Source organism: Labilithrix sp., assembly GCA_019637155.1.
Taxonomy (GTDB): Bacteria; Myxococcota_A; Polyangia; order Polyangiales; family Polyangiaceae; genus Labilithrix.
In genome coordinates, this window is record JAHBWE010000014.1 from 69125 (window position 1) to 82647 (window position 13523).

The window sequence follows — 13523 nt, forward strand, 5'->3', positions numbered from 1 at the left end:
CGGCGCGCCGGTCGCGCCGGCTCAGTCGAGCTCCATGATGAAGTCGTTCGGGTTCTGCGGGTGCACCCGCACCGCGATCGACGCGCCGATGTCGGCGCGGCGGCCGAGGGCGGTCGTCGAGGCATTGTAGGGCGCGCGCGTCGGGATGCGGATCTCGAGCGTGTAGCGGAGCTGCGGGACGTGGTTGATCGACACGCCCGTCGGCGAGACGTCGCGCACGACGCCGGTGCCCGCGACGCCGTGCATGCGAAGCCACGCCGCCTTCTCCGCGCTCTTCTTCATCGCGTAGCCGATGCCGCCGAAGATGAGCCCCATGAAGAGGAAGGTGCCGCCGGTGATGCCGAAGCCCATGAAGCCTTCGATGCCCATGTCGAGGGCGAGGAAGCCGAGCGGCACGGCGGCGAGGCACAGCGCGCCGACGACGGCCATGAGGACGCCGAGCGGGAAGAACACCTTGTGGATGCCGCCGCTCACGTGCTGCGCCGCCTTCTCGCTCGCGATGTGGGCGTAGCCCGCCGCCGCCTGCGGGTAGCTCATCGCGCAGAGGTGCCACTGCGCGTAGCGGTGCACGACGCGCTCGATCGTCTGCCGGCCGGAGCCGCCGCCGGCGCCCATGCGCTCGCGGAGGAGGTGGACCGCGAGATCGGCGCGCCCCATCTTCTCCCACGCGTTCGCGCGAAAGACGGCGCAGACGTCGTCGGAGGCGTCTTCGATCGGGACCTCCTGCGCGTTCTGGCCGAGGACCTGCAAGACGCGCTGGAAGTTGCCGGTGGCGGTGTCGATGAAGGCGCGCGTGAAGCGGTACGCGCTGTCGGACTGGAGGTCGTCGGAGGCGGGGTCGCACGGCGCGAGCCAGGCCTCGGCGGCTTGGATGTCGTTCTCCCGCACCGCGGCGCGCGCGAGGAAGCCGCGAACGATCTGGCGATGGCGCGGCAGCTTCACGACGTCGAGCGCGCCTTCGAGGAGCGCGCGCTGGCGAAGCTTGTCCTCCTTCCCTTCGGAGAAGTGCTGCACGAGGACCATCGACAGGAAGACGATGCGCTCGGCGGCGTCGTAGCTCCCAGGCTGCGCGCGGAGCTCCTGGCGCGCGCTGTTCCAGACCGCGATCGCCTCTTCGACCTTCCACTCCTCGAGCCGCCCCGCCGGCATGAGGTGCGTGATGCTCGGCGGGGGGAGGAGCGGCCGTCCGTCCTGCATCCGGAGGCGCGCGACGCGCTCGTGCTCGGGGACGGGCTGGCGCGGCGGCGCGAGGAGCCCTTCGTCGCGCAGCGCGATCTGGTTCTGCGCGTGGCAGTACCGGCACTCGAAGCTCCCGCCCGCGACGTTGACCTCGAGCGGCGCCCCGCACCGATCGCAGGCGGCGACCCGCAGCTGATAGCTAAACGACGTATTCACGCACTCAGCTACAGCTCGTCGCCGCCGGTGCGGGCGCCGGTGGCGTGGTCCCAGATGTTCTTCTTCGTGATCTTGCCGCTCGGGGTCTTCGGGACCGAGGACACGAACGTCACGTACTTCGGGACCATGAAGGCCTCGAGGCGCGCGGCGCAGTGCGTGACGACGTCGCGCGCCTCGTACTTCGTGCCCTCCGTCAGGACGACGAAGGCGCGGATGGACTGGCCGAGGACGTCGTCCTTCTGCCCGACGACGGCGGCGTCTTGCACGCCGGGGAGCGCGTAGATCGCGTTCTCCACTTCCTTCGGCGCCACCTTCTCGCCGCGCGTCTTGATGATGTCGTCCTTGCGGCCGACGAAATACAGGTGACCGTCGGCGTCGCGCTTGAACTGGTCGCCGGTGTGGAGCCACATCTCGTTGGGAATGTGCGGGCTCGGCTTCAGCCAGTCGGCGGTGATTTCGGGCTTCTCCCAATAACCCTTCATCACGTGCGGGCCGCGGACGACGAGCTCGCCGACCTCGTCCGGGTCGCAGACCGTGCCGTCGGGGCGGAGCACGAAGACCTCCATGTTCGGCATCGGGACGCCGACGCTGAGGGGCTTCTTGTCGAGGAGCGAAGGATGCAGATAACAGACGCGCTTGCACTCCGTCAGGCCGTACATCGAATAAAGGCGCGCGTTGGGGCAGAGCTTCTTGAGCGTCTCGATGTGCGTGAGGGACAGCGCCGCCGCCGTGTTCGTGACGTAGCGGATGTTCTCCAGCTTCGCGCCCTTCTCCTGCCACTGGCGGAGGATGCTCGCGATGGTGGGGACGACGGGGAGGCCGGTGACCTTCTCCGTCTCGATGACCTTCAGGATCGCGGCGGGATAATTGAATGACTGCTCGAGGACGAGGGTGCCGCCGAACTGATTGACCATCAGCCATTGATAAAGGCCATAGTCGAAGGAGAGCGGGAGGACGCAGAGGACGATGTCGTCCGGCTGGTTCTCGAGGTACGTCGTGATCGACTCCGCCGCCGACACCATGTTGTGGTGGGTCAGCATCACGCCCTTCGGATCGCCGGTGGAGCCCGACGTGTAGATGATGGCGGCGAGGTCGGTGGGGATCCGCTTGGCCGCGGGCCACTCCGCGGAGGCGGGGCCGACCGTCTTCACGAAGTCGTGGCACGTGACGCCGCCGAGCTTCGTGGGGCCGTCGGCGAGGTCGACGATGAGGGCGTGCTCGAGGTGCTTCGCCTGCTCGAGCGCGGGCTTGTAGAACGACTCGAGGACCTTGTCCGTGATGATGACGCGCGCGCGGCAGTCGTTGAGGACGTACGCGAGCTTGTCGGACTTCGTCTGCGCGTTCACGACGACGAAGATCCCGTCGGCCGCGAGGGCGCCGAAGATGCCGAGCGCGAGCTCCGGGGAGTTGTCGAGATAGAGGACGACGCGATCGCCGCGCTGGAGGCCGAGCTGCTTGAGAGAGCTCGCGATGCGGCCCACCTGCGCGTGCACCTCACGCCACGACAAGCGCTGCTTCTTGAAGACGAGGGCGGTCTTGTCGGGAGACGCCGCCGCGCTCCGCTCCATGTACTCGTGGAGGAGGGTGACGTGAGAGACGCGCATGGCTCAGCTTCCCTTCTTGCGTTCGACGTAGGCGACGATGGCGTTCACCGTGTCGAAGTTCTCCGGGACCGCGTCGTCGTTCTCGACCGTGAAGCCGAAGGTCTCCTCGATGAACATGATGAGCTCGAGCGTGCGAACCGAGTCCACGATGTGCGCGCGCTCGAGGGACACGTCGTCCTTGAGCGTCTCCGGCGCGGCGCCCTTCAGGAAGTTCTCGAGGAGCATCGTGCGGATCTTCTCGCGGGTCTCGGCTTCACTCATGGCGCCGAGCCTACCAGAAGCGCGTGGCCGGCATCCGGGTCCGTGCGACGGACACCTCCCCCCCGTGCTTCACCAGCTCGAGCGGGGTGTCGTGGCTCAGGAAGAGGAGGGGGCTCGCGGCGAAGGAGTACGCCCCCGACGCGAAGAAGCCGACGAGGTCCCCCGGCTCCGCGCGCGCGATGCGGACGCCCCGCGCGAGCGAGTCCATCGGCGTGCAGAGCGGGCCGCAGACCTCCTGCGGGGCGTTCGCGTCGGACTCGGGCTCGGCGCCGCCGCGGGTGAGGTTCGCGACGGGGTAGTTCTTCTTCACGAGCTGGCCGAAGTTGCCGGTCGCGGGGAAGACGTGGTGCATCCCGCCGTCGAGGATGACGTACCGCTTGCCGCGCGTCTCCTTGATCTCGGTGACGCGTGAGACGTAGGCGCCGAAGCGGCCGATGAGGAAGCGGCCGAGCTCGAAGACGAAGCGCGTCTTCGCGAAGCGCGGGTGCGCGGCGCGCCACTCCTCGAGCTTCGCCCCGATCGCGCGGCCGAGGGAGGCGGTGTCGACCTCCTTCTGCCCCGCGAAGTAGGGGATGCCGAAGCCGCCGCCGAGGTTCACGACGTCGGGGTGGAGATCGTGCGAGTCGGCGAGGCGCGCGACGATGGAGAGCGAGCCCGCCATGTTGTCGACGAGGGCGCGCTCCTCGAGGCACTGCGTGCCGGCGTAGATGTGGAGGCCGGCGAGGCGCACGCCCGCCTCCGCCTTCACCGCGTCGAGCGCGGCCGGGGCCTCTTCCTCCGCGACGCCGAACTGGGAGGCGCCGCCGCCCATGCGCATCGCGAACTCCTTCGGCGTCTCGGCGGGGTTGATGCGCAGGGTGACGTCTTGCCGCTTGCCGCGCGCGCGCGCGACGGCGCCGAGGCGGCCGAGCTCGGCGACCGACTCGAGCGAGACGATGCCGCACCCGCGATCGACGCAGCGCTCGAGGTCGGAGGTCGTCTTGCCGGGGCCGGCGATCGACATGTGCTTCGGGTCGTAGCCCGCCGCGATCGCCATATCGAGCTCGCCGGCGGAGGAGAGATCGAGGCCGGCGACGTGCGGGCGGAAGGCCTCGAGCACCTTCTTGTTGCCGTTCGCCTTCACGCAATAAAAGACGTCGACGACGTCGGGCAGGTTCGCGCGCAAGACGGCGAGGTGCGCCAGCGCGGCGTCGAGATCGTAGAGGTAGTAGGGCGTGCCGTGTTCCTGGGCGAGCGCCTCGGCCTCGGCGCCCGCGAGTCGAATCGCGCTCATGCCGTCATCTTCTTCACGACGCGGGCGGGATTGCCCATCACGATGGAGTCGGGGGGGATGTCGCTGCGGACGACGGAGCCCGCGCCGATGACCGAGCGCGCGCCGATCGTGACGCCTTTCAGGATCATCACGTTGCGCGAGATCTGGACGCCGTCCTCGATCGTCACCGGCGCCACGTCGCTGTCGCCGGCGGGGACCTCCCAGATCGGGCGCTGCGGGTTGTAGTGGCTGTGGCCCTCGGTGTCGGCGATGTACGAGCCGCCGCCGACGGAGGCGAACTTGCCGATCGTGATGCGCTCCGCGATCGCGAAGTTGGTGCCGTGGCCGATGAAGACGCCGTCGCCGATGATGAGCGTGGGGGTGCCCTTCGACGCCGCGCCGATCCCGATGAGGCCCGAGATGCGGATGTTCGAGCCGAGCTCGATGTGAGGATTGCCGTTGATGTACGGGACGCGATCGACGGCGATGTTGTCGCCGTACTTCGCACACTGGGAGAGGAAGAGCGGCGTCGCGACCATCGAGCGGCGGCCCCACTCGAAGGCTTCGCGCGCGTAGAAGCCCGCGTGCGCGAGGCCGCTCAAGAGCGGCTTGGCCGGGCCGACGGGCTGGATGCTGCTGTAGATGACCCGCTTCGCGATGGGCTTGATGAAGCGTCGGAAGGCTGAGGGTCCGGGCACGACGTTTCATCTAGCATCACTTGTGCGAGGGGGGAATGTCCGGGCTATCCTCCGAAGCTGGGCATGTGGCACCTTCGCGTTCGCGTGATTTCGCTCCTCGACGCGGTGGGCGCGCTCGAGGCAGCCATGATCGCGCGCAAGTACGTGCGGCTGCCGTTCTTGCCGATCGTGACCTATCACCGGCTCGGCGATCCCGACCGCGACGCGAGGTACCTCGACGAGAGCGTCGTCGACGCCACGAAGGAGGGGTTCGAGCGGCAGGTCGAGCTGATGATGCGGCGGTTCACGCTGCTCAGCGTCGAGGACCTTCGCCAGTTCTTCTTCGAGAAGAAGCCGCTGCCGAAGAACCCCGCCCTCATCACGTTCGACGACGGTTACAAGGCGTGTCACGACATTGCGCTCCCGGTGTTGAAGCGCGCCGGCGCGCGGGCGGTCTTCTTCATCTCGACCGGCCACATGAGCGACCGGAAGACGTTCTGGTGGGATCGCGCGAACTACCTGATCAAGAAGTCGAAGAAGAACCGGATCGAGATCGACTACCCGAAGCACAAGGTCTACGACCTCGCGAAGAACCGAAACGACGCCATCACCGACATCCTCGACACGATCAAGCTGACCTTCGGCCTCGACGTCGAGCGGTACCTCGAGGTCCTCGGGAAGGCCCTCGACGTTCCTTGGGGGCCCGAGCAGGAGAAAGAGATCACCGACGAGGTGCTGATGACGTGGGACCAGGTCCGCACCCTGAGCAAAGAGGGGATGGACGTCGAGTCCCACACCCACACGCATCGCGTGCTCACCACGCTCGCGGAGAGCGAGCTCAAGGACGAGCTCGTCGGATCGAAGAACCTGCTCGAGGAGCAGCTCGATCAGCCGATTCGCGCGCTCGCGTACCCGGTGAGCCTCAGCATCGCGAAGCACAACCACATCCTCGACGCGGTGAAGGAGGCCGGCTACGACCTCGGCTTCTCGACGTCGTGCGGCCTCGGCCCGCTCGGCCCGAAGACCCACCCGCTCGACATCCAGCGCTTCTGGGTCGACCCGACGCTGCCGCACTCGTACTTCCGCGCCGCCCTCGCGATGCCACAGCTCACCTACCGCCGAAGGTAGGCCTACGACCTCGGGCGATCGGTTTGAAATGACTATGGTTGCGCGTCCGGCGGCGTGTGTACGCTCCCGAGCGAGGTGGGCGCTGTCATGAAGGTTCGTCGGATCATCGCGGGTGTGTCTTCGGTCGTCGTCGCGGCGACGGTGGTGGTGCTCTCGAGCGCCTGCGATGGCTCGAGCACGGACAACGTGTCCTCGGCCGCCGAGGATCCGACGGGGAGAGCGCGCGCGCCGAGCGCGGGATGCGTCGTGGTCGCGAGCGGCTGCGTGTGTGCGCCGGGAACGTCGACGATCGTATGCGGTCGCAACCAGATCCCGACGGACCCGGTCGACTTCCGCAAGGACGTCTACTTCGTCACTCCGTGCTGCAAGAGCGGCGACTGGCCGACGGAGGGCACGTGCACCTGCGAGAACCGCGTCGGCGTGCGCTGCACGACGACGGAATCGCAGTGCCAATGCGGCGTGCCGTTCGGGGGCTTTCAATCCGCGCCCTCCGGAGCAACGGAGCCGAGCGGCGGAACGGAGGGTTGCTCGAAGCCGAGCGACGGGAAGTGTTGCGCGCTCCCGGGGCCGAACGGCGGCGCCCCCTACCTCGGGTGTTTCTGCGGCACCGGCTCGTCCTGCACGGACATCCTCCGCGGCGAGGCGATCGAAGTGGACCGTTGCGACGGCTCCAACGTGTTCAGCCCCTACTGCCCCTCCGGCACCACCGAGCTCGGCTACTGCAGCGCATCGCCTGGCGGCGGCGGCGGCGGTGGCGGTGGCGGCGGCAGCGGTGGATGCACCGCGGACTCCGACTGCGGACGATGCCAGCGCTGCGTGCGTTCGAGCGGTAGTTGCGTCGCGCGTCTCACCTGTTGAGCGCATCGACCGCGGCGGCGTGCTCGTGATCGCAAGCTCCGTAGCCGGTGCTACGCTCCAACGATGCAGCGCTTCCCCGGCAAAGGTGGGATCCCCGTCGACGAGCGCATCGTCAAGCCGGAGTCGCGCGCCGAGATCATCGAGGGCCGGCTCGTCTTCGCGCCGCCGTCGGAGGAGCCGCACGCGGTCCCGCACGCCGACCTCACCTACGTCCTTCGCGCGCACGTGAAGCCCGGCTACCTCGTCGCGGTGGACATGCTCACGCGCGCCGGCCTCGAGCAAGACTTCGCGCCCGACGCGAGCGTGTACCCCGCCGCGCGCGACGAGGAGACGGGCGGCCGGAAGCTCGAGGAGCTCGCGTTCGAGATCGTGAACGAGCAAGCGCTCTCGACGCAGACGACGAAGGCGCGCGAGCTCGCCCGCCGCGGCGTGCGCCGGATCTTCGTCGTCCAGGTCAAGCGCAGCAAGGCGCTGGAGTGGTCGCGCGACACCGACGCATGGTCGGCGACCCCGATCGACACGATCGACGATCCCTGCTTCGTCCGCCCGCTCTCGATGAAGGCCGTCATCTCCGCGATCGACGCCGACGAGGCGGTGCTGCGCGCGCTCCGCGCCAAGGGCCACCCCGTCCTCGACGAGATCCGCGACGAAGGCCGCGAAGAGGGCCGCAAAGAAGGCCGCGAGACCGGCCTCGCGCGCGGACTTCGCGTCGCGGTGCGCGATCTCTGCGAGGCCTACGACGTCGCGCTCGACGACGATCGCGTCCGTCGCATCGACACCATGAGCGCCGAAGAGCTCGAGGCCCTACGCGTCGCCCTCAAGCGCACCCACACATGGCCTGTTTCAACGTAGGGGGCTTCGCCGGCAAGCGACTCTAGAGAAGCGCTCGCACGTCGTCGCCGGGCTTCATCGTGCGCTCGACGAAGATGCGGTCCCAGAGCTCGAGCCACAAGAGCGCCCAGAGACGATGCGTGTGCTCCGCCGTCGCGTTGGTGTGCTCGCGGATGAGCCGCTCCACCTCCGCGCGCTGGAACCAGCCCTTGCCGACCAGGTTGCCGTTCGGCAGCGTGCGGCGGAGGAGCGGCGCCATCTCCTTGCGGAGCCAGTGCTTGAGCGGGAGCGAGAAGCCCTTCTTCGGGCGGTAGATGACCTCCCACGGCAGGTAGCGCTCGGCGAGCTTCTTCGGCAGGTACTTCTGCACGCCGCCTTTGACCTTGAGGCGCGGATCGAGCGCGCTCGCGAGGGCGCAGAGATCGGTGTCGAGGAACGGCGAGCGGAGCTCGAGCGCGACCTTCATCGACGCGACGTCCACCTTCACGAGGTAGTCGTTCGGGAGGCGGTTCATCAGCACGTGGTAGAGGTTCTGGTCGAGCACGTTGAGGCCCGCCATGTCGTCGGCGTGCCGCTCGTAGACGTGCCACGGGCGATGAGCGCCGAGCGACGCGCGGAAGCTGTCGGTGTAGAGCGCGTCGCGCTGGCGCTGGTTGAACGCCATCGAGTAGCCGTGGCGTCGCGAAGGACCCGGCGACGCGTGGGTCGCGAGCGTCTTCGCCTTCTGGAGGACGCCGCGGCGCTCCTTCTCGAAGAGCCAGTCCTCGAAGAGCCGTCGCGGGAGGCGCGGCGCGAAGCGGTCGTACGTCATCGCGTGGTAGGAGGCGCGCGCGATGTCGTAGCCGCCGAACTGCTCGTCGCCGCCGTCGCCGGTGAGGGCGACCGTCACGAACTGCCGCGCCGCCTTCGACACGTAGTAGGTCGGCACCGCTGACGAGTCGGCGAAGGGCTCGCCGTACTCCCACACCAGCGGCGCGAGCACCTCGAGGACGTCGGGCTTGAGGCGGATCTGCTCGTGCTCCGTGCGGTAGCGCTTCGCGACCGCGTTCGCGTACTCGAGCTCGGAGAAGTCCTGCTCCTCGAAGCCGATCGTGAAGGTCTTCACCGGCTTCGACGAGAGCTCGCTCATCATCGCGACGACGAGGCTCGAGTCGACGCCGCCGCTGAGGAACGCGCCGAGCGGCACGTCCGCGACCATGCGCTTCCGCACCGCCTCCTTCAGCGTCGCGTCGATGCGCTCGATCGCCTCCGCCTCGCTGATCCGGATCTTGTCGCGGAAGTCCGGCTTCCAGTAGCGCTCGGTGCGGGTGCGCTCCCGCGTGACGACCATGAAGCTCGCGGGCTGGACCTTCTGGACCTCGTTCCAGATCGTGTGCTCGGTCGTGACCGCGAGGTGGTGGAGGTAGCAGTCGATCGCGGCGTGGCTCACGGTGAGGCGCGCGTCCGGGAGCGACCAGATCGCCTTCGCGTCGGAGGCGAAGCGGAGCGTGTCGCCCTCGCGCTGGTAGTAGAGGGGCTTCTTGCCGAAGCGATCGACGGCGAGGAGGAGGGACTCCTTCTTCGTGTCCCAGATCCCGATCGCGAACATGCCGTCGAGGCGCGCGATCACGCCTTCGCCCCAGACCGCGTAGCCGTGGGCGATGACCTCGGTGTCGGAGTGAGAGCGGAAGGCGCAGCCCCTCGCCTCGAGCTCCTTGCGGAGCGTCGCGAAGTTGTAGATCTCGCCGTTGAACGTGACCCAGACCGTCTCGTCGTCGTTCGGCATCGGCTGATGCCCGAGCGGGGAGAGATCGATGATCGAGAGGCGGCGATGACCGAGCGCGACGTGCCCGGAGATCCACTCGCCCCCGTGATCGGGGCCGCGGTTCGTCATCACGTCGCGCATCGTGACGAGCTCAGATGCAGAGACGGGGCGTCGGTCGAAGTGTACGATACCGCAGATAGCGCACATGAACGGGGACGCGATTAGAGGAGCCGGAGAGGCGCAGGTCAACGTTGCACCTTCCACCTCGACGGGGACGTCGCCGTCGACGCGGCCGACGCCGCGCGGGACGAGCGCGTCGGTGCGGCCGACCGCGTTCAACGCGCCGTCCGAGGCGCGCCTCACCTTCGCGCTGATCGAGGACGTCGCGCAGCTCCACGCGATGGCGGACGACTGGGCCGCGCTGCTCGAGCGCAGCCTCACGAACGAGCTCACGCTGCACCCCGACTGGATGCTCACGTGGTGGGACGTGTTCGGCACGACGGGGGGGCGCGCGCTGCGCAGCGTCGCGTTCTATGACGGCTCGAGCCTCGTCGGCCTCGCGCCGCTCCTCGCGCGGAAGCACAAATACAAGTTCGGCCTGCCGTTCCGGCGCCTCGAGCTCCTCGCGTCGGGCGAGGACGAGATGGACGAGATCGCGTCCGACTACATCGGCCTCGTCGTCGAGCGGGGCTACGAGGCCGCGGTGGCGGCCGCGTTCGCGAGCGCCCTCGAGGCGGGCGAGCTCGGGCCGTGGGACGAGCTCGTCCTCCCGGTGATGAACGGCGACTCGCCGCTGCCGGGCCTCATCCGCGACGAGCTGAACGCGCTCGACGTGCCGACCACGCTCGAGGAGCGAACGGTGTCGCCGTACATCCCGCTCCCGCCGACGTGGGAGGAGTACCTCGCGCTGCTGAAGCCGAGCAAGCGCTCGCAGCTCCGGAAGTCGCTCCGTCTCCTCGAGTCGTGGTCGGGCGGCACGCTCGCGATGGAGCGCGTGCGCAGCGCCGACGAGCTCGAGGACGGCAAGCGCATCCTCGAGCGCCTCCACCGCGAGCGCTGGGGCGGCGACGGCGTCTACCGCTCCGATCGCTACCGCGCGTTCCACGACCGCATGATGCCCAAGCTCCTCGAGCTCGGCGCGCTCGACCTCGGGTGGATGAACGTCCGCGGCGAGCCGGTCGCTGCATATTACAACCTTCGCTGGAAGCGGCGCGTCGGCTTCTACCAGGCGGGGCGCAAGCTGAACGTGCCGGAGGACGTGCGCGTCGGCGTCACGATGCACGCGCTCCTCATCCGCAGCGCGATCGAGCGCGGGATGACCGAGTACGATTTCCTCGCCGGCACCTCGCAGTACAAGATGGCGCTCTCGCTCAAGCAGCACCCGCTCGTGACCCTGCGCGCGGCGCGTCCGTCGATGGTCGAGACCGCGCGCCGCGCGACGGAGGAGGCGAAGCGCATCCGCGACGTCGCGGCGGCGCTCACCGGCGAGCCGATCCCGGAGGCGGAGGAGAGCGATCCCGTCCTCGAGACGACGGAGATCTCGATCGTCACCCTCGGCGCGCACGGCCTCGACGACAGCGTGCGCCCGTTCTTCTTCGGGAAGGAGCCACGCAGCCTCTTCGGCTGGTACCACCCGTCGCGCGCGACGATCTCGCAGCGGCGCGCGGTCGTGATCGCCCCGCCGCTCGGCTACGAGAACATCTGCGCGTACCCCGCGATGCGCGCGATGGCGGAGCGCCTCTCCGACGCGGGCTACCCGGTGCTGCGCTTCGACTACGACGGCACCGGCGACTCCGGCGGCGCCGACGCCGATCCCGGCCGCGTCCGCGCGTGGATCGACAGCGTCGGCGACGCGATCGATCAGGCGCGCGCGCTCTCCGGCCTCGACGAGGTGTGCCTCTTCGGGATCCGCATGGGCGCGACGATCGCCGCCGCGGCGGCGGCGGAGCGCGGCGACGTCGAGCGCCTCGTCTTGTGGAACCCGTGCGCGACGGGACGCGCCTACGCGCGCGAGATGAAGATGTTCCGCCAGTACGCGGAGTCGACCGGCGAGCTCCAGACGCGCCCCAACGCACTCGCCGACGGCGACGAGGAGTCGGGCGGCTTCCTCCTCACGAAGGAGACGCTCGCGGACCTCAAGAAGCTCGACCTCGCGAAGATCGACAAGCGTCCCGCGGGGCGCGTGCTCGTGCTCGGCCGCGACGACGTGCCCGACGACGACAAGGTCGCGCGCGCGTTCGAGGCGCTCGGCGCGGTGACGACGTACGAGAAGCCGGCGGGCTACGCCGAGATGATGGTCGCGCCGCACAAGTCGGTGTTCCCGGAGCAGGTGTGGAATCGCTTCCGCGACTGGCTCGGCGAGGCGAAGCCCGCGCTGCTCGAGTCGCCGCGCGCGCGCCCGGCCACGACCGCGCGCAAGGAGGGCATCGTCGCGCCCGGCGTCCGCGAGGAGTCGATCCGCTTCGGCGTCGCGGACGCGCTGTTCGGCATCCTCTGCGAGCCGATCGACCAGGAGCTCTCGCGCGGCAAGCCGCTCATCATCTTCACGAACACGGCCGGCAACTACCGCATCGGCCCCAACCGCATGTACGTCGAGATGGCGCGGAAGCTCGCCGGCCTCGGCATCGCGTCCGTGAGGATGGACGTCTCCGGCATCGGCGACAGCACGATCTACGAGCAGGAGGAGCTGAACCATCCGTACGGCGATCAGCTCGCGAAGGACGTCCGCTCCTGCGTCGCGTACTTCACGCAGCGGGGGCGCGCGAAGAGGTTCGGCGTCGCCGGGCTCTGCTCGGGCGCCTTCGTCGCCTACCACGCCGCGCTGCAGGAGCCGCTCATCGAGAGCATCACCCTCATCAACCCGCAGACGTTCGTGTGGGAAGCAGGGATGTCGCTCGAGGTCAACGCCCTCTCGCGGCGCGACGCGGCCGAATACTACAAGCGCCGGATGTTCTCGAAGGAGGCGTGGGCGAAGCTGCTCAAGGGCGGCGTCGACCCGCGGCACGCGTTCGGCGCGGTGAAGGGACGCGTCGCCGACGCCGCGCGCTCCGGCATCGCGAAGGCGAAGGCGGCGATGCCGGGCGCCGCGTCGCGCGGGAGCGAGCTCGCGCGCGCGTTCGACGCGCTGTGCGAGCGCGGCGTCGACGTGCACATCGTCTTCGCCGCGAACGACCCCGGCATCGTGAACCTGCACGAGAAGCTCGGCGCGAGCCTCCGCGCCCTCGAAAAGCGCCCAAACTTCAAGGTCGACACGATCGAAGGCCCGGACCACTCCTTCACCCCACTCTGGGCGCAAGAGGAGCTCGACAAGGTCCTCGTCGGTCATCTCACGAGCCGCTACCGCTGAGCGACGAGCTTCTTCACCGCCGACGCGAGGCGCCGGATACGACTCCGCTTCCGCGCGCGCATCACGAACATTTTCTTCACGTAGGTCTCGACCGTCCACACCGTCTCGAGGCCCTCGGGGAAGAAACAATTCGTTCCGGGGACGAGGTGGTGCGTGCGCGTGCCGTCGTCGACGCGGACCTCGCCTTCGAGGATGTGGACGATCTCGTCGAGCGGGTAGATCCACTGGAACACGCCGGCGGTGCAGTCCCAGAGCCCCGTCGTGCAGAGCCCGTCCGCCGACTCCGCGAGCGTGATCGCACGTGCGACCGGGGTCCCCTCCTTGATCCACGAGGGCTCGATGGGATGAGAGACGAGGTCGCCTCGCGTGGACTCGAACGCGCTCGCTTTGAACATGGGGCGAGGGTACTGGTACGCTGAGCGCGGCG

Annotated in this window: 11 protein-coding genes; 4 read left to right on the plus strand and 7 right to left on the minus strand. The window is 68.9% G+C overall.

What is annotated here, in order from left to right:
- Positions 1-21 precede the first annotated feature (21 nt).
- From KF837_28075 to KF837_28095, 5 genes are read right to left on the minus strand one after another with little or no spacing between them, the layout of a single operon-like run.
- A complete protein-coding gene (locus tag KF837_28075; GenBank protein ID MBX3231213.1) occupies positions 22-1395 on the minus strand; it encodes a hypothetical protein in 1374 nt (457 codons plus the stop codon).
- 8 nt (positions 1396-1403) lie between these two features.
- Complete coding sequence (locus KF837_28080) at positions 1404-2999, minus strand: AMP-binding protein (GenBank protein ID MBX3231214.1); 1596 nt, start codon at positions 2997-2999, stop codon at positions 1404-1406.
- A 3-nt stretch (positions 3000-3002) separates the two neighbouring features.
- The gene (locus tag KF837_28085; protein MBX3231215.1) at positions 3003-3260 is read right to left on the minus strand and encodes an acyl carrier protein; all 258 of its coding nucleotides are present in this window, start codon (positions 3258-3260) and stop codon (positions 3003-3005) included.
- A 10-nt stretch (positions 3261-3270) separates the two neighbouring features.
- The gene (locus tag KF837_28090; GenBank protein ID MBX3231216.1) at positions 3271-4533 is read right to left on the minus strand and encodes an alanine racemase; all 1263 of its coding nucleotides are present in this window, start codon (positions 4531-4533) and stop codon (positions 3271-3273) included.
- Positions 4530-5051: an acyltransferase gene (locus KF837_28095; GenBank protein ID MBX3231217.1), complete on the minus strand. Its 522-nt coding sequence runs from the start codon at positions 5049-5051 to the stop codon at positions 4530-4532. The genes KF837_28090 and KF837_28095 overlap by 4 nt, the downstream gene beginning before the upstream one ends.
- A 243-nt stretch (positions 5052-5294) precedes the next feature.
- Here KF837_28095 and KF837_28100 point away from each other — a divergent pair, with 243 nt between their 5' ends.
- From KF837_28100 to KF837_28110, 3 genes are all read left to right on the plus strand, one after another.
- Positions 5295-6317 (plus strand): polysaccharide deacetylase family protein, encoded by a 1023-nt coding sequence (locus KF837_28100; protein ID MBX3231218.1) that lies wholly within the window; start codon positions 5295-5297, stop codon positions 6315-6317.
- 87 nt (positions 6318-6404) lie between these two features.
- Positions 6405-7175 (plus strand): hypothetical protein, encoded by a 771-nt coding sequence (locus tag KF837_28105; protein MBX3231219.1) that lies wholly within the window; start codon positions 6405-6407, stop codon positions 7173-7175.
- A 63-nt stretch (positions 7176-7238) separates the two neighbouring features.
- On the plus strand, positions 7239-8027 hold the full coding sequence (locus tag KF837_28110) for a Uma2 family endonuclease (GenBank protein ID MBX3231220.1): 789 nt from the start codon (positions 7239-7241) through the stop codon (positions 8025-8027).
- 22 nt (positions 8028-8049) lie between these two features.
- Here the strand turns inward: KF837_28110 and asnB are convergent, their stop codons facing one another.
- Positions 8050-10113 carry an asparagine synthase (glutamine-hydrolyzing) gene (gene asnB / locus KF837_28115; protein MBX3231221.1) on the minus strand — a complete coding sequence of 688 codons (2064 nt, stop codon included), beginning with the start codon at positions 10111-10113 and terminating at the stop codon, positions 8050-8052.
- On the opposite strand from asnB, the gene KF837_28120 reads away from it, so the two are divergent.
- Positions 10070-13096: a GNAT family N-acetyltransferase gene (locus KF837_28120; protein MBX3231222.1), complete on the plus strand. Its 3027-nt coding sequence runs from the start codon at positions 10070-10072 to the stop codon at positions 13094-13096. The two genes, asnB and KF837_28120, sit on opposite strands and share 44 nt — an antisense overlap.
- Here the strand turns inward: KF837_28120 and KF837_28125 are convergent.
- Complete coding sequence (locus KF837_28125) at positions 13087-13491, minus strand: DUF861 domain-containing protein (protein ID MBX3231223.1); 405 nt, start codon at positions 13489-13491, stop codon at positions 13087-13089. The two genes, KF837_28120 and KF837_28125, sit on opposite strands and share 10 nt — an antisense overlap.
- Positions 13492-13523: the final 32 nt, after the last annotated feature.